Source organism: Microbacterium testaceum (genome assembly GCF_029761935.1).
Classification (GTDB): domain Bacteria; phylum Actinomycetota; class Actinomycetes; order Actinomycetales; family Microbacteriaceae; genus Microbacterium; species Microbacterium testaceum_A.
On record NZ_CP121699.1, the window covers coordinates 456,696 to 472,706 of the forward strand.

14 protein-coding genes and 1 tRNA gene are annotated in these 16,011 nt (G+C 71.1%); 13 read left to right on the forward strand and 2 right to left on the reverse strand.

Annotated features, from left to right (window positions below; genetic code table 11):
* Positions 1 to 3: 3 nt before the first annotated feature.
* Entirely contained in the window at positions 4 to 702 is a 699-nt protein-coding gene (locus QBE02_RS02190) for a trimeric intracellular cation channel family protein (RefSeq protein WP_279366955.1), read from the reverse strand.
* A gap of 245 nt (positions 703 to 947) precedes the next feature.
* On the opposite strand from QBE02_RS02190, the gene QBE02_RS02195 reads away from it, so the two are divergent.
* The 9 genes from QBE02_RS02195 (at position 948) to QBE02_RS02235 (ending at position 9,223) form a co-directional block, all read left to right on the forward strand.
* Entirely contained in the window at positions 948 to 1,523 is a 576-nt protein-coding gene (locus tag QBE02_RS02195; RefSeq protein WP_279366956.1) for a hypothetical protein, read from the forward strand.
* 62 nt (positions 1,524 to 1,585) lie between these two features.
* The gene (gene recO / locus QBE02_RS02200; protein ID WP_279366957.1) at positions 1,586 to 2,314 is read left to right on the forward strand and encodes a DNA repair protein RecO; all 729 of its coding nucleotides are present in this window, start codon (positions 1,586 to 1,588) and stop codon (positions 2,312 to 2,314) included.
* Complete coding sequence (locus QBE02_RS02205) at positions 2,311 to 3,114, forward strand: isoprenyl transferase (protein ID WP_279366958.1); 804 nt, start codon at positions 2,311 to 2,313, stop codon at positions 3,112 to 3,114. Before recO ends, QBE02_RS02205 begins: the two co-directional genes overlap by 4 nt.
* A gap of 49 nt (positions 3,115 to 3,163) precedes the next feature.
* Positions 3,164 to 3,847, forward strand: coding sequence for a DsbA family oxidoreductase (locus tag QBE02_RS02210; RefSeq protein ID WP_279366959.1), 684 nt, complete (start codon positions 3,164 to 3,166; stop codon positions 3,845 to 3,847).
* 91 nt (positions 3,848 to 3,938) lie between these two features.
* Positions 3,939 to 5,093 carry a tRNA dihydrouridine synthase DusB gene (dusB, locus tag QBE02_RS02215; protein WP_279366960.1) on the forward strand — a complete coding sequence of 385 codons (1,155 nt, stop codon included), beginning with the start codon at positions 3,939 to 3,941 and terminating at the stop codon, positions 5,091 to 5,093.
* Entirely contained in the window at positions 5,083 to 6,417 is a 1,335-nt protein-coding gene (locus QBE02_RS02220; protein WP_251507060.1) for a deoxyguanosinetriphosphate triphosphohydrolase, read from the forward strand. The genes dusB and QBE02_RS02220 overlap by 11 nt, the downstream gene beginning before the upstream one ends.
* On the forward strand, positions 6,417 to 8,255 hold the full coding sequence (gene dnaG, locus QBE02_RS02225; RefSeq protein WP_279366961.1) for a DNA primase: 1,839 nt from the start codon (positions 6,417 to 6,419) through the stop codon (positions 8,253 to 8,255). The genes QBE02_RS02220 and dnaG overlap by 1 nt, the downstream gene beginning before the upstream one ends.
* Before the next feature lie 56 nt (positions 8,256 to 8,311).
* Positions 8,312 to 9,085: an ATP-binding cassette domain-containing protein gene (locus QBE02_RS02230; RefSeq protein WP_279366962.1), complete on the forward strand. Its 774-nt coding sequence runs from the start codon at positions 8,312 to 8,314 to the stop codon at positions 9,083 to 9,085.
* A gap of 62 nt (positions 9,086 to 9,147) precedes the next feature.
* Positions 9,148 to 9,223 (forward strand) — tRNA-Asn (locus tag QBE02_RS02235).
* A 166-nt stretch (positions 9,224 to 9,389) separates the two neighbouring features.
* Here QBE02_RS02235 and QBE02_RS02240 read toward each other — a convergent pair.
* Positions 9,390 to 11,030 carry a serine/threonine-protein kinase gene (locus QBE02_RS02240; RefSeq protein WP_279366963.1) on the reverse strand — a complete coding sequence of 547 codons (1,641 nt, stop codon included), beginning with the start codon at positions 11,028 to 11,030 and terminating at the stop codon, positions 9,390 to 9,392.
* Positions 11,031 to 11,293: 263 nt separating this feature from the next.
* Between QBE02_RS02240 and QBE02_RS02245 the strand changes: the two genes are divergently transcribed.
* Genes QBE02_RS02245 through QBE02_RS02260 form a run of 4 tightly spaced genes read left to right on the forward strand, consistent with a single transcriptional unit; the run spans position 11,294 to position 15,944 of the window.
* On the forward strand, positions 11,294 to 13,630 hold the full coding sequence (locus tag QBE02_RS02245) for an acyltransferase family protein (RefSeq protein ID WP_279366964.1): 2,337 nt from the start codon (positions 11,294 to 11,296) through the stop codon (positions 13,628 to 13,630).
* Between the two features lie 43 nt (positions 13,631 to 13,673).
* On the forward strand, positions 13,674 to 14,606 hold the full coding sequence (gene glsA, locus QBE02_RS02250) for a glutaminase A (protein WP_279366965.1): 933 nt from the start codon (positions 13,674 to 13,676) through the stop codon (positions 14,604 to 14,606).
* A 55-nt stretch (positions 14,607 to 14,661) separates the two neighbouring features.
* Positions 14,662 to 15,279 (forward strand): SRPBCC family protein, encoded by a 618-nt coding sequence (locus QBE02_RS02255; RefSeq protein WP_279366966.1) that lies wholly within the window; start codon positions 14,662 to 14,664, stop codon positions 15,277 to 15,279.
* Positions 15,276 to 15,944 carry a DUF4166 domain-containing protein gene (locus QBE02_RS02260; RefSeq protein ID WP_279366967.1) on the forward strand — a complete coding sequence of 223 codons (669 nt, stop codon included), beginning with the start codon at positions 15,276 to 15,278 and terminating at the stop codon, positions 15,942 to 15,944. The genes QBE02_RS02255 and QBE02_RS02260 overlap by 4 nt, the downstream gene beginning before the upstream one ends.
* Positions 15,945 to 16,011 lie beyond the last annotated feature (67 nt).

Below are 16,011 nucleotides of genomic sequence, written 5' to 3' on the forward strand. Positions count from 1 at the left end.
GCCTCACTCGCCGCCGTCGGAACGGATGATCGGGATGCCGGTGGTCTCCACCGCGACCTTGCGGCGGTAGATCTTGCGCTGCTCGGGCAGCGAGAGGTCGAAGATCACGGCGAGGACGCGGATTATCGTCGTCACGATCACGCCGATCACCGCCGCGATCGGAAGCGGCACGCCGAACGCCGCCGTCGCGGCGAGCACGACGCACCCGCCGCCGGCGGCCACCGCGTAGAGCGAGCCGACATGCATGATCGCGACCGGCAGGCCCATGAGCACGTCGCGCAGCACGCTGCCGCCGGCGGCCGCCAGGACGCCCACGAACACCGCGGGCACTGCCGGCATGCCGAGTGCCAGCGCCTTCGAGGTCCCGAAGGCTCCGAACAGACCGATGACGACGGCGTCGAGCATGACGATCGCACGGTTCAGCCGCTGGAAGATACCCGACAGGAGCATCCCGACGATCGACGCGAGGGTCGCGGTGATCAGATACCAGTTGCTCTGCAGCGTGGCGGGGGTGAGCCCGAGCAGCAGGTCTCGGATGAGACCGCCGCCCATCCCGAGCAGGATGCCGATGATCGCCACCCCGAGCAGATCGAGGCGTCGCTGCCCCTGGAAGCCGGACGCGAACAGCGCGCCCTGCACACCACCCAGGGCGACGGCGGTGAGATCCGCCCACAGGGGGATGACGAAGACCGAGGCGTTCACGGCATCCATTCTCCGGGACGCGCGCGATCGGCGTGCGGAGGCGCGTGCGCGGAGTCGGAGATACGCGCGTCACCGCGGCGCCCGCGATGCGTAGCACCCGGGGCGGGTCGCCGTCCAGGGTGAGCTCAAGCAGCTCGGATGCGATTTCATCGAGGGCAGGGGGGCCAGTTCGGTGCGCCCGGAACGTCGATGCGACCACGAGTCGCCGGAGGGGACTGCAGATGCATTGGGGGGCGAATTCGAGCGTGGCGGTGGCCGTGCTCGTCGCGGGGGCGATCACCACGATCGTGACGGCGATCATCCGACGTTCACCGTCGGCGGCGACGGCTCGAGCGACGCGCGAGGGCGTGCTGTTCGTCGTGTCGACGCGGAAATGGCAACGCGTCCTCATCCGCACGGTCGGCATCTCGGTCATCGTGCTCGGCAGCCTCCTGCTCCTGGCCGCGGCGGGCGTGAAGGATCCCGAGACGAGCATGGTCATCGCCGGGGCGGCGATGTTCGTCGGCGGATTCCTCTTCGTGCTCCTGGCGCGGGGGATGAAGCGCATGCGACTGGAAGTCACTCCCGACCTGGTGTGGTCGTTCGGTCTGGTGCGCGGACCGAACGCGGTGCCGCTAGCCGAGATCACCCGGTTGGAGCCCAATCCGGGCGACCGGTTCGGCGGCATCCTCGCGAAGACGGAGGGCACGACCCGATTCGGCGCGACCCGTCTCATGCTGGGCTACCCCCAGCTCATCGACTTCCTCCAGCACACCCGCCCCGACCTGCCGATCCCCGACGGATCATGGCCCCTTCAGCAGAGAGCGGCGACCTCGCGCTGATCCGAGCGGCGCGCCACGGCAACTCGGGGCCGCTTGACGGGGGAGCGGGCGGATAATGGATTGTGCCCACCTACCGCGACGAGGTCGTGGTCCTGCGTACCCACAAGCTCGGGGAGGCGGACCGCATCCTCACCCTGCTCAGCCGCCGCAACGGCAAGATCCGCGCGGTCGCGAAGGGCGTACGTCGCACCTCGTCGAAGTTCGGCTCGCGTCTCGAACCGTTCATGGTGGCCGACGTGCAGCTGTTCAAGGGTCGCAACCTCGATATCGTGCAGCAGGCCGAATCGCTCGGGTCGTACGGGGCCGAGATCGTGGCGGACTACGACGTGTACACCACCGCCAGCGCGATGGTCGAGACCGCCGACCGCCTCAACGAGGCCGAGGCGACGCCCCAGCAGTACCTGCTGCTGGTCGGTGGGCTGCGCTCGCTTGCGCGCGGTGAGCACTCCGAGCGCAGCGTGCTCGACTCGTACCTTCTGCGCGCGATGGCCCTGTCGGGGTGGGCGCCCGGCCTGACCGAGTGCGCGCGCTGCGGCACCATCGGCGACCACGACTACTTCCTGCCGCAACTCGGCGGCGTCGTCTGCTCGACCTGCGCCCCCGCGGGTTCGCCGCGCGTCGCTCGCGACACGGTCGACATGCTCCGCGCCCTCATGGCCGGGGAGTGGAAGACGATCGACGCCGCCCCCGGACGCACGATCGCTGCGGCCTCGGGCCTCGTGGCGGCGTACGCGCAGTTCCATCTGGAGCGCGGCATCCGCTCCCTCTCGCACCTGGAGTCGCATCGATGACACCCAAGCCGTTCACGCACCGCGACGCCGTGCCGTACCGCCCCCTCGACTGGACGGGCGAGTACCCGCCGGCCTTCCCGAAGGGCGCGGTTCCCGAGCACGTCGCGATCGTGATGGACGGCAACGGCCGCTGGGCCAACCGGCAGGGCCTGACCCGCGTCGAGGGCCACCGCGCGGGTGAGGCGGCCCTGCTCGACGTCGTGGCGGGTGCCATTCAGGCGGGCGTGAAGCACCTGTCGGTCTACGCCTTCTCGACCGAGAACTGGTCGCGCTCACCCGACGAGGTGCGCTTCCTCATGGGATTCAACCGCGAGGTGCTGCACCGCCGCCGCGATCAGCTCAACGAGTGGGGCGTGCGCATCCGCTGGTCGGGTCGCAAGCCGCGCCTGTGGGGCTCGGTCATCAAAGAGCTGCAGCACGCGGAGCGCCTGACCGAGGGCAACTCCACACTGACCCTGACGATGTGCGTCAACTACGGCGGCCGAGTCGAAATCGTGGATGCCGTGCGCCGCATCGGCGACGACATCGCGTCCGGCAAGCTCAAGCCCTCGGCCGTGACCGAGAAGCTCATCCGCAAGAACCTGTACCAGCCCGACATGCCTGACGTCGACCTTTTCGTGCGCTCGAGCGGCGAGCAGCGCACCTCGAACTTCCTGCTCTGGGAGTCGGCGTACGCCGAGATGGTGTTCCTCGACACCCTGTGGCCCGACTTCCGTCGCACGCACCTGTGGGAGGCCATCGAGCACTACCAGTCGCGCGATCGCCGGTTCGGAGGGGCTGTGGACAAGCCGACGGCGTGATCGATGCCGTTGACGGAATAGATCGACGATTCGAGAGGTTGCACGCGATATGACGGATGCCATCAAGATCGACGTGTGGAGTGACATCGCCTGCCCCTGGTGCTACATCGGCAAGCGGAACCTCGAGAACGGCCTGGCCGCCACGGCCGCTGACGACGACGCGCCGGTCGTCGAGATCGAGTACCACTCGTTCGAGCTCTCGCCCGACACCCCCGAGGACTTCGACGGGGGAGAGGTCGACTACCTCTCGCAGCACAAGGGCATCTCGCCCGAGTCCGCTCGCGAGATGCTCGACCGCGTGACCGGCGTCGCCGCCGATGCGGGACTCGCGTACCGCTTCGACATCCTCAAGCACACCAACACCGTGAAGGCGCACGAACTGCTGCACTTCGCGAAGGAGAACGGCAAGCAGCTCGAGCTCGCCGAGGTGCTCATGTCGGCGTACTTCCTCGAGGGCAAGCACGTGGGTCGCGACGACGACCTGATCGCCCTCGCCGTCGAGGTCGGTCTCGACGAGGCGGAGGCCCGCGAGGCCCTCGCCTCGCAACGCTTCCGCGCGGCCGTCCGCGCCGACCAGGAGCAGGCCCGCCAGTTCGGCATCACCGGTGTGCCCTTCTTCGTCATCGACGGCAAATACGGCGTGAGCGGCGCGCAGCCGGTCGAGGCCTTCAGCCAGATCGCCCGCCAGGTGTGGGGCGAGCGTCGCGAGGCCACGGAGACCGCCGACGCGTGAGGCTCCTCCACAGCGGTGCTCGTTTCCGATTCGTCGGGGGCGGGCACCGCTGTCGTTATCCGTCTGGGAGAATGGTGAAGTGAATACGGCAATGGCACCGACGCGGTCCCTCCGCATCGGCAACATCGAACTCGACGCTCCCGTCGTGCTCGCCCCGATGGCCGGCATCACGAACACGGCGTTCCGTCGCCTGTGTCGCGAGTACGGTGCCGGGCTCTACGTGAGCGAGATGATCACGACCCGCGCGCTGGTCGAGCGCAACGAAACGACGATGCGACTCATCCAGCATCACGAGTCCGAGACCCCCCGCTCGATCCAGCTCTACGGCGTCGACCCGGCCACCGTCGAGGCCGCGGTGCAGATGATCGTCGCCGAAGACCACGCCGACCACATCGACCTCAACTTCGGCTGCCCCGTGCCCAAGGTCACGCGACGCGGCGGGGGAGCGGCCCTGCCGTGGAAGACCTCGCTGTTCCGCGAGATCGTCGAACGCGCCGTCAAGGCCGCGGGCGACAAGCCGCTGACCATCAAGATGCGCAAGGGCATCGACGCCGACCACCTCACCTACCTCGAGGCCGGGCGCATCGCCGAGGGCGCGGGCGTCGCCTCGATCGCGCTGCACGCCCGCACGGCATCCGAGTTCTACTCCGGCCAGGCCGACTGGGCCGCGATCACGAAGCTCAAAGAGACGGTCACGAGCGTTCCCGTCCTCGGCAACGGCGACATCTGGTCGGCTGACGACGCCGTGCGCATGATGGACGAGACCGGCTGCGACGGCGTCGTCGTCGGCCGCGGCTGCCTCGGCCGCCCGTGGCTGTTCGGCGACCTGGCACGCGCGCTGGGGGGACCGGGAGCCGCGCACGGCGAGCCCGTCGACGCCACGCTCGGTTTCGTCGCGAAAGCCTTCCGCCGCCACGCCGAGCTGCTCGTGGAGTTCTTCGAAGACGAGGGGCGCGGATGCCGTGACATCCGCAAGCACGTCGCCTGGTACTTCAAGGGCTACCCCGTCGGCGGCGAGCTGCGCGCGAGCCTCGCGACCGCGTCGACCCTCGACGAGATCGACGAGCTGCTGGCCACGATGGAACTCGACGCCCCGTACCCGGGTGCCGCGGCCGAGGGGCAGCGCGGTCGCGCGGGCACGCCCAAGCGCCCGGCCCTTCCCGACGGCTGGCTCGACTCCCGCGAGATCGGTCACGATGCCGGTCGCGCCCTCTCCGACGCGGAGTTGCACCACAGTGGCGGTTGAGGCGTCGCCGACGGTCGCCCGACCGCTCGGCTACGACGACGTCGACGCGGCGCGCTTCCACGTCGAGAACCACCGCTCCCAGCGCGACGACTTCGCGCGCGACCGTGCGCGCGTGCTGCACTCGGCGGCGCTGCGCCGACTCGCGGCCAAAACCCAGGTGCTGAGCCCCGCGAGCCCCGCCGACTTCGCCCGCAACCGCCTCACGCACTCGCTCGAGGTCGCGCAGGTGGGGCGTGAGCTCGCGACGGCCCTGCAGCTGTCGCCCGACGTCGTCGACACCGCGTGCCTGAGTCACGACCTCGGCCACCCGCCGTTCGGCCACAACGGCGAGCGTGCGCTCAACGAATGGGCCGAAGACATCGGCGGGTTCGAGGGCAACGCGCAGACCCTGCGCATCCTCACCCGCCTCGAGCCGAAGTCGTTCGGCGCCGACGGCGAGCCGTACGGCCTCAACCTCACCCGCGCGAGCCTCGACGCCACGTGCAAGTACCCGTGGACGGTCGACGAGCCGGTGCCCGACCCGGGCGGACGCTTGAAGTTCGGCGTGTACCCCGACGACGAGCCGGTGTTCCACTGGATGCGCGGCGGAGCCCCCGCCCGCCAGCGCTGTATCGAGGCCGAGGTCATGGACCTCTCGGACGACATCGCCTACTCGGTGCACGACTTCGAAGACGCGATGGTCAACCGTTACGTCGACCCGGCCCGCCTCGCCTCGCGCGTCGGTCGCGAGGGGCTGCTCGACGCGATCCAGCGCTGGGTGGGCTACGACTTCGTGCGCGACGACCTCGCCGCGGGCCTCGAGCGCCTCATGGCCATGCCCGAATGGATCACCTCGTTCGACGGCACGCGCCCTGCGCTCGCGCGGCTGAAGAACCTCACGTCCGACTTGATCGGCCGCTTCGCACGCGCCGCCACCGCGGCCACGCGCGAGGCGTATCCCGCCGACGAGCTGACCCGCTACCGCGCCCACGTCATCGTGCCGGCCGAGGTCGAGGTCGAGATGGCGGTGCTCAAGGGCATCATCGGCGCCACCGTCGTCTCGATCGACGGCCGCAAGGTGCTGTACCGCGAGCAGCGCCACGTGCTCAAGCGCCTGGCATCCGCCCTCTGGGAGAACCCCGGCGCCCTCGACGCCCTGCACGCCCCCGACTTCGCCGCGGCCACCGATGACGCCGCGCGCCGCCGCGTCGTTGTCGACCAGGTCGCGAGCCTCACCGACCAGCTCGCGATCGCGTGGCACGGCCGGCTCGTCGGAGAGGTGGATGCCGCCGAGCTCGGCGTCTGGGCTCCCGGCGCCCGCGCCGCCCGGGGAGCGGATGCCTGATGCCCCGCATCCGCCAGTCCGACGTCGACGAGGTCAAGGCGCGGGTCAACATCGCTGATGTCGTCGGTGAGCGCGTCGCGCTGAAATCGGCGGGCGTCGGGTCGATGAAGGGCCTGTGCCCCTTCCACGACGAGCGGAGCCCCAGCTTTCACGTGCGCCCACAGGTCGGGTACTACCACTGCTTCGGCTGCGGCGAATCGGGCGACGTGTACTCGTTCCTGCGCGCCATGGACCACGTCTCGTTCACCGAGGCCGTCGAACGCATGGCCGCGCGCGTCGGCTTCACGCTGCACTACGAAGACGGCGGGCCCGCGCCCGAAACGACCGGCCGCTCGCGCCTGTACGCCGCGAACGCCGCGGCGGCGGAGTACTTCCGCGCGCAGCTCATGACGCCCGAGGCTGACACCGGCCGCCGCTTCCTCGGCGATCGCGGGTTCGACGCGGGCGCGGCCGCTCACTTCGGCGTCGGCTACGCCCCGAAGGGCTGGTCGCACCTCATGGACCACCTGCTCGCGCAGAAGTTCACCCGCGACGAGCTGCTGCAGGCGGGGCTCGTCTCGCAGGGGCAGCGTGGCGTCTACGACCGCTTCCGCGGGCGGCTCGTCTGGCCCATCCGCGACGTCACGGGGCAGGTGATCGGTTTCGGCGCGCGAAAGCTCTACGACGATGACCAGGGCCCCAAGTACCTGAACACCCCCGAGACGCCGATCTACAAGAAGGCGCAGGTGCTCTACGGCCTCGACCTCGCCAAGCGCGACATCTCGCGTTCGCACCGGGTCGTCGTGGTCGAGGGCTACACCGACGTCATGGCGTGCCATCTCGCGGGCATCACCACCGCGATCGCGTCGTGCGGTACCGCCTTCGGCAGCGACCACATCACGGTTCTTCGCCGGGTGATGGGCGATGACAGCTCGTCGGGCGAGGTCGTCTTCACCTTCGATCCGGATGCCGCGGGGCAGAAGGCGGCGCTGCGCGCCTTCGCCGATGAGAAGCGCTTCGCCGCGCAGACGTACGTCGCCGTCGCCCCCGAGGGCCTCGATCCGTGCGACCTGCGCCTGCAACGCGGCGACGGAGCCGTGCGCGCGTTGATGGAGAACAAGGCGCCCATGTTCGAGTTCGTCATCGATCAGCGCCTCAAGGACTTCGACCTCTCCAGCGTCGAGGGTCGGGCCGGCGCCCTGCGCGCGGCGGCGCCCATCGTGGCCGACATCCGCGACCCCGCGCTCCGCCCGGGGTACGTCCGCGTGCTCGCGCGCCGCCTCGGTCTCGACATGCCCGAGGTGCAGTCGGCCGTCGAGCGCGCGGCCCGCGGCGCCGACCGCGCCGAGAAGCGCGAGACGCGCAAAGACAGTGAACCCGCACCGATCGCGATCTCGGTCACGATGGCATCGCTCCCGAACAATCGCGATGTCGCCCTCGAACGCGGCGCGATGATGGCGTTCCTCCAGTACGGCCACCGCATCGAGCCGGACGTGTTCCTGCGGGCGCTGCAGACGCCGTTCAGCTATCCCGCGCTCGAGGCCGTTCGCAGTGCCCTGGCATCCACCGATCTGTCCCAACCCGGCTGGGCCGTCGCCGCGGTCGAGGCCGTCCGCGAGCCCTTCCGGTCGCTCGCGGCGGAGTTGCTGACCGCCGAGTTCCCGGCGCGCACCGAAGAGGGAGCTGTCGCCTCGGCGAACGACCTCGCGCGGGGCCTGCTCGTGCGCGAGCTCGAGCGCGAGAAGAACGAATTGCTCCGCGGCATCCAGCGGGTTCCTGCCGATTCCGATGAGGGCAAGAGACTGCGCTTCCGCCTGCGCGAGCTGGACGCCGATCGTCAGCGACTCGTCGCGACCTGAGGGCTCGCTGCCGCGCGCCGCTGGCATCGCTCGTGCTCGTCGGGGAGGATGAGGGAATGCCCCGGACCCTCGACACCGACGTCGCCCTTCGAGCCGACGACCTGTCTCTGGCGCGTAGCGGCGTGCGCGTGATCGACGGGATCACCTTCACCCTGCCCGCCGCGCGCACGATGATCGTGCAGGGAGCGACGGGATCGGGCAAGACCTCGCTCGTCTCGCTCCTCGCGGGCCACCCCGACGACGGGCTGGCGGTCGTCGGGGGAGACGCGCGCGTGCACGGCATCTCGGCCCGCAGACCCGGACGCTCCCGCCGCGAGTGGGTCTTCCACACCGGCTACCTGCCGCAGGGGGCCGGAGCCGCGCTTCCCTCGCGCCTGACCGTGCAGGACGTGATCGCCGAGCCCATCACGAGCCGCGACCGCAAGGTCAACTCGCGGGCTCTCGCGGTGCGCGTGGCCACGCTGCTGGACGAGATGGAACTGCCGCTCGGCACCGCGCCGAAGTATCCCTACGAGCTCAGCGCCGGCATGCGTCAGCGCGTCGCTCTCGCTCGCGCCCTCGTGCTCGAGCCGCGTCTGTTCGTCGCCGACGACCTGTACGCCAACCTCGACCTCGAGGTGCGCGCCGCGGCTCGCGCGTCGATCACGCGGCGTCGCGACGAGCGCGGCATGGCATCGCTCATCGTGACGAACGACGCAGAAGCGCCGAAAGACCTGGATGCCGATGTCCTGGTGCTGCACGCCGGTCATACCGTCGGACTCAGTCATGGCGACCAGGCCGTGCAGTGGACACCCGACGGCACGCCCGAGAGGCGGATTTCGGCCGGTTGATTTTTCCGCCGCCCCCGCGTGCTGTTAGTATCGTGGGGTTGCCCGCCGCAAGGTGAGCATGATCCTCGGTAGCTCAATTGGCAGAGCAATCGGCTGTTAACCGATAGGTTCTTGGTTCGAGTCCAAGCCGGGGAGCCAACCGAAGGCCCGACGCATCAGCGTCGGGCCTTCGTCGTTGCGCGGGGCCTTTCGAAACGGCGATGAGCTCTGGACAGCATAGGGATCACCGCCGTGCGAGGCTCGCCACGAGAGTCGCATCACGGCGTGAGCGGAAGGTGCGCCCTCGACCGGACCCGCGGATCCGCTAGTTCGCCGGGACGTCTGCGATCTGCCCTGCGCCCGGCCCCTTGCCGTTGTTCGCGCCGTTCCCCTTGCCGTTGCCGTTCCCCTTGCCGCTGCCGTTCCCGTTGCCCGGCGAGCCCGCACCCGGCGCCGTGCCGGTGCTCGCTCCGGGGGAGGGGGAGGTGCTCGGCGTCGGGACCGCGCTGTCGCCGCCCGGTTCAGGGGTGTTGGGCGCCGGCTCGACGACGGCGGAGCCACCGGAGCCGGGCGAGCCCTGACCGGGCTGCGAGACCCCGCCACCCGGCGCCTCGATGACGGGCGGGGCGGGGGAGGGCTGCGTGGGCTGCGAGCTGCCGGGGTCTTTCGCCGGCGGCGGGGTCTCGGCATCCGTGTTCGACACCGGCTCGACGGATGAGGGGACGTCCTCGGCCACGACGGGGCCCGGCGTCGACGAGGGAGCCGGGGTCGAGGCGCGGTCCGTGGCCATGTCGGACCCGGCGCCGAGCGAGAAGGCCATGACGTGCCCGCCGATGACGAGGGCAGCGCCGGCGGCGGCTCCGGCCCACAGCACGCGGCGTCGCCGCGAACGCGGGTCGCGCGCCGATGTCGAGGGGACACTGCCGGCTCCCACCGACGCGGCGGCCGACACCGGTGCGGTCGTCTCAGCACGGGAGCGCGGGAGAGTCCTCGGCACCGCAGCCGCGCCCACCGGCGCCACCGGCTCGGCGCGCGCGGCAGGCGGAGTGACGGGGGCGGTCATCAACGCGGTCGGCATCGCCCATGACGCCGCCGGCGCAGCCGCCGGGGTCGCACCCGTCTCGAGGGCCAGGGCCTCGGCGCGCTCGACGACGTTCGCCGCTGTGGGCCGTTCGTCGGGATCGAAAGCGGTCATGGACGTCAGCAGGGACTGCCACTCGAAGCCGTACGATCCCGGGATCTCGGGCTGACGAGCGAGGCGAGCCAACAGCGTCTCCTGTAGCGTTCCTCCGCCGAAGGGGTGCAAGCGCGTGAGCGCCTCGATGGCGAGGAGCCCGAGTGCGTAGACGTCCGACGCGGCACGGGGCGCCTCCCCGCGCACCTGCTCCGGGGCGAGATAGGCGGCCGTCCCGATGACGGTTCCGGGGGTGGTCAGGCGTGTCGCCCCGATCAGACGGGCGACGCCGAAGTCCGCGAGCACGGCCTCGTGCGAACGCACCCCGCCTCGCACGGGCCGCAGGAGCACGTTGGACGGCTTCACGTCCCGGTGCACGATCCCCGCGTCGTGGACCACGGTGAGCGCCCCCGCCAGGTCGGCGACGATCCCCGCGACCTCGGCGGGTGCGAGAGGGCCCTGCTCGATGCGCCGCTGCAGCGACGGGCCGTCGACGAGCTCCATCACGAGGTACACGTGATCGTCGCCAGTGAGGCGAGCGTCGTACAGGGTGACGAGCGAGGGGTGCGCGAGGGCCGCGAGGGCTCGCGCCTCCGACATCCGGCGAACGGGTTCGGGTTCGTCGGCGGCGTCGGCGTAGAAGATCTTGATGGCCACGTCGCGCGCGAGCACCTCGTCGCGCGCGCGGAAGACGCGCCCCATCCCGCCGGCGCCGATCCGCTCGCGCAAGATGTAACGGCCGCCGAGGATGTCGCCCGCGTGGGGCATCGCGTGGTCGGACGAGAGGCTCATCGATTCCTTCGAGCAGGACCGCCTGACGGCGAGGGGGAGGGATGCCGGGACGCATCCGTCGAGTGGGACACTATGCCCGCGCGGCCCCTGGCAACCGGGGGTGGCGGGGGCCTGCTCCGACGCGCATAATGGTGGCTCGATTCGGGGGCAGGCTCTGCGTTCCCCGTCCCATGCGAGTGCGTGAGGGGGCTGTGCTTCGGCCTCATGGGAGCGGTTCCACTAAGCTCTTTGCGGCCGCCGACGCCGGCCCGAGAGGATCCGACGTGCCCGCCCCCGCCTCTCGTGTGCGTCGCGACCTGCAGGGGCTTCGCGCCATCGCCGTCGTCGCTGTCGTCGCCACGCACCTGACGGGGTGGCCCCGTGGTGGTTTCGTGGGCGTCGACGTGTTCTTCGTCCTCTCGGGGTTCCTCGTCACGGGAATCCTCCTCTCCGACCTGGACCGCGAGGGCACGGTTCGACTCGGAGCCTTCTTCGCGCGACGGGTGAAGCGGCTGCTCCCCGCCGCGCTGGTCGTCCTCACGGCCGTTGTCGGCTCCGCCTTCCTGGTCTTCTCGCCCGTGCGGGCTGAAAGTACCCTGACCGATGCCCTGTCTGCGGCGGGTCTCGTCTCCAACTGGCACTTCGGCCTCGAGGGCCGCGACTACTTCGCCTCAACGGGTGTCTCGCCCCTCCAGCATTTCTGGTCGCTGTCGGTCGAAGAGCAGTTCTCTGTGGTCTGGCCCTTGCTCGTCCTCCTCGCCGTCGCCGCTCTTCCGGCCGCCGCGCGCCGCGCACGAGGGGGACGCGTGGCGGTGGGACTCCTCGCCGGGGCGGTGGTCGTGGCATCCGGGATCGTCGCCGTCGTCCAGACACCGGCCGATCCGAGCCTGGCCTACTTCTCCACGCTCACGCGGGCGGGTGAACTCGCCACGGGTGCCGTGATCGCGTCCGCCGCTCCCGTGCTCGCGCGCATCCCGGCGGCGGCCCGCGGCATGCTCGCCTGGGCCGGGGTGGCCGTGATCCTCGCGGCGTTCTTCGTGATCGACCCCGCGGGCCCCTTCCCGGCGCCCGCGGCCGCGCTCCCGGTGATCGGTGCGGCGCTCGTGATCGGCGGGGGGATCGGCGGCGATCCCCGCCACCGGCACCTTTTCGTGCTCACGAACCCCCTCGCCGTCACCCTCGGTGATGTCTCGTATTCGCTCTACCTCTGGCATCTGCCGGTGATCGTCTTCGCCGGCGTCCTGCTCGCGCCCGGGCCCGCCGCGACGGTGATCACGATCCTGGCCCTGCTCGTCCTGACGGTCGCGACCTCCCTCGGCGTCGAGCAGCCGTTCCACCGTTCGCCGTGGGCCGCGCCTCGCGCGGCGGAGCCGACGTCTCCTGCCCCGGCGGTCCCCGAAGCGCGCCCGGCGTCGCGCCCTCCGCGCGCGCTCGCCTCGCGACCCGCCGGGTACGTTCCCGGTCAGCGGTACTACCCCGGGTCCCGCGCCGCGGTCGCCGCGGTCGCCCCCGCCGCCGCAGCGGTCGTCGCCCCTGCACCGCTCCCGACACCGGAAGAAGAGCGGATGCCTGCACCCGCGGCATCGCTCCCCACCGACGCCGCACCCGCGTGGGCCGCTTGGCGCGCGCGCTTCGCCCCGCGCGTGGCGATGGCCGGCGCCACCCTCGCGATCGGCTCCGGCGCCACCGCCCTCGCCGTGATGTTGGCGTACGGAGCCCCGACACTCCCGGGACTGCCGGCGGCAGCCCCCGCCGCGGTCGACGTCGCGGCCCAGGCCGGTGACGCCCTCAGCGCGCTGCAGGCGGAACTCGCGGCCGCGACCACCGCCACCTCGTGGCCCGACCTGCACCCCTCGCTCGACGAGGTGCAGCGCTCTTCATCATCGGCGAACCGCGCGCACGACTGCTTCACCCCGGGGGTCGCTCTCGACGCCGGCCGGTGCACGTGGGGCTCCGCCGACGCCCCGCGACATCTGTACCTCGTGGGCGACTCGAGCGCGATGGCGTACGCGCCCGCGTTCGCGAAGCTCGCCGATGACAGCGGGGGAGCGTGGCGCGTCACGACGGTCGGAATGTACGGATGCCGTTTCACCGATGTGCTCGTCGAGAGCCGCGATCCGTCGGTCATGGCCGGCTGCGCCCAGCGCAAGGCCGACGTCGCGGCGATGATCGGCGCCTCGCCCGCCGACCTGCTCGTGGTGTCCAACGCGTTCACGCTGGGGCGTTCGGTCGATGGACGCGACCTGAGCGCCGGTGATCTGGCATCCGCCATCGCCTCCGAGGTCACGGGATGGGCGCCCGCGGGCCACACCGTCTACCTCGCGCCTCCGCCCCATGGCGTCGACCTCGGCCGCTGCGTCTCTCCGCTCACCGGCCCGTCGGCGTGCCTTGCGGGCGTGGACGATGTGTGGACGCAGATGGAGGCCGCGACCGAGGCCCATGCCGCGACCACGGGTGACGCGGCGATCAGCTCGCTTCCCTTCAGCTGCTGGCAGGACATCTGCCCCGCGTTCGCGGGCGACACCCCCGTGCGGTACGACGACACCCACCTGACCCCGGCGTTCGCGGAACGATTGACGCCGATTCTGCGGGGCGAGCTCGCGGCGCGCGGACTGTACTGATGAAAGCGGCCCCGGTCCCGCGCGTAGCTGCGAGGCTGGGGGCGTGATCTCGCCTCCCGACGCCCCGACCCCCGACCTCGACGCGTTGCGGTCGTGCCTGCTCCCGGAGCGCGGGGGACAGGTCGACGACAGCATCCCGCAGCTGGCGGACGCCGACCCCGACTTCTGCGCCCTCGCCCTCGTCCTGCCCGACGGCTCGGTGCAATCGAGTCGACAAGCGGACGTCTCGTTCAGCGTGCAGTCCGCGGTCAAGCCGTTCCTGTTCGCGCTGGCGCTGCTCGACACCGACGGCGCGGCGCTGGATCGCGTGGGCATCGAACCGACCGGCGAGTCGTTCGACGCCCTCAAACTCGAAAGCGGCACCGGCCGGCCGCCGAACCCCATGGTCAACGCCGGGGCGCTGCTCACGGCCTCGCTGGTCGAGGGTGCCGATGCCGAGGCGCGCATGGTCCGCATCGCGCGCGGGCTCGCCGCCTTCGCCGGACGCGAGCTCGACGTCGATGAGGACGTGGCGCACAACGAACATCTCCTCGGCGATCGCAACCACGCCCTCGCCCACCTCATGCGCGCGGAGGGCACCCTCGAACCGACGGCCGACGACGCTGTCGCCGTGTACGCCCGCGCCTGCGCGACCCTGGTGGATGCCGAGACCCTCGCTGTCATGGGCGCCACTCTCGCGCTCGGCGGAGTCAATCCCCGAACGGGGGAGCGCGCCGTGCCTGAGCGCGTCGCGCGCGACGTCATATCGGTCATGGCGACCTGCGGCGTCTACGACGGATCAGGACGGTGGATGCGAGCGGTCGGCATCCCGGCCAAGTCGAGCGTCTCGGGTGCGATCGTGCTCTCGGTTCCCGGGCGTCTCGGCGGCGCCGTCGTGAGCCCGCCGCTCGACGAGCAGGGCACGAGTGTGCGGGGGCGTCTCGCGAGCGAAGCCCTCAGCGACGACCTCGCGCTGCACTCCTTCGGGGCGGGCTGACGACACCCGCCGAGGGATGTGTCGACCGCGACCCCCTCACGCCTAGGCTGACGCTATGGGGGCACGGGGGATCTATGTCGCGACGACCATCCGCGCGACGCTCGACCAGGTGTGGACGGCGACGCAGGACCCGTCGCAGCACGTGCGGTGGGACGTGCGCTTCTCGCGCATCACACCCACCACGAGCGACGCGGACGGCGCCGCGCGCTTCGTCTACGAGAGACGCACACCCGTCCACACCGTCCGCGGCGATGGCATCAGCATCGGCGAGAGCTCACGCCCCGACGGCAGCCGTACCTCCGCTCTGCGGTTCACCACGGCCGACCGCCTATCGCCCTTGCGCGACGGTCGCGGCTACTGGCGGTACGAGCCGGTGGACGACGGCATCCGGTTCTCCACGGGCTACGACTACGCGGCGGGGTGGGGCCCGCTCGACGTGATCGTGCGTCCCCTCGTGGGTTGGGCCACCGCGTGGAGCTTCGACCGACTGCGCCTGTGGCTCGAAGCGGGTGTCGAACCGGAGCGTTGGTCGCTCGTGCATGCCGTCGCCTTCTGGCGGAGAGATCGCCCCCGCGCGTCGCGCTGCGAGAGGGTCCCCCCGCACCGACGGCGTGCGCTCGACGACGCACCCGCCACGCTCGCCGCACTGCCCGCGCCGGGAGGCCAACGATGACCTCGATCTTCGCGCGGGCGATGGGCTCCGATTTCGACCGCCTGCACCCGATGATGCAGCGACGCTTCGGCGTCGGCCTCGACGACGATCAGGCGTGCGTCGGCCGCGGCGTCATGAGCGAGATCCGGCGCGGACCCTGGTGGACGGTCCCGTTCCTGCAGTTCGGAAAACTGCGGAACATCCTCGTCCCGGCGGTCGGCGAGGACGTGCCCTTCACCATCTGGAACAGTCCATACCTCGACCCCTTCGGTCGTGAGACCGTGACCTTCGTCCGCGAGTACGAGGTGGGTGGGCGCTCCGCGCGGTTCGACGCGACGATGATCCTGCACGACGGACGGGTCATCGACTACCTCGGCACGCATCAGCATCTCGCCGTCGACCTCGACCTGAAAGTGGACGACGACGGCGGACTGCTCCTCCGATCGGGGGAGCAGCGCTTCTACGAGGGGCCGGTCGGCTTCCGGTTCCCGATGCTCTTCAGCGGCCGCGCCACCCTCCGCGAACGTTTCGACGACACCGACGGCCGGTTCCACGTCGACATGCGGGTCGACAACGACCGCTTCGGTTTCCTCTTCGGCTACCGCGGCAGCTTCACCTGCGAATGGATGCCGGCCTCCGGCGCCCCGCCCCACGTCTTCCCGCGGCGCCACGAATCCCGCGTCTGACATCGCCCGCACGCGGGTGTGAGAACATCGGCGCAGTGTCGCCGGATCGACATCTCCGAAGGAGTCC

Excerpts from the sequence above, each read along its gene's own strand:
- QBE02_RS02260 (WP_279366967.1), top strand. The coding sequence starts at position 15,276 with ATGACCTCGATCTTCGCGCGGGCGATGGGCTCCGATTTCGACCGCCTG.
- QBE02_RS02240 (WP_279366963.1), bottom strand. The coding sequence starts at position 11,030 with ATGAGCCTCTCGTCCGACCACGCGATGCCCCACGCGGGCGACATCCTC.
- QBE02_RS02210 (WP_279366959.1), top strand. The coding sequence starts at position 3,164 with ATGACGGATGCCATCAAGATCGACGTGTGGAGTGACATCGCCTGCCCC.
- dnaG (WP_279366961.1), top strand. The coding sequence starts at position 6,417 with ATGCCCCGCATCCGCCAGTCCGACGTCGACGAGGTCAAGGCGCGGGTC.
- QBE02_RS02230 (WP_279366962.1), top strand. The coding sequence starts at position 8,312 with ATGCCCCGGACCCTCGACACCGACGTCGCCCTTCGAGCCGACGACCTG.
- QBE02_RS02205 (WP_279366958.1), top strand. The coding sequence starts at position 2,311 with ATGACACCCAAGCCGTTCACGCACCGCGACGCCGTGCCGTACCGCCCC.
- QBE02_RS02255 (WP_279366966.1), top strand. The coding sequence starts at position 14,662 with ATGGGGGCACGGGGGATCTATGTCGCGACGACCATCCGCGCGACGCTC.
- dusB (WP_279366960.1), top strand. The coding sequence starts at position 3,939 with ATGGCACCGACGCGGTCCCTCCGCATCGGCAACATCGAACTCGACGCT.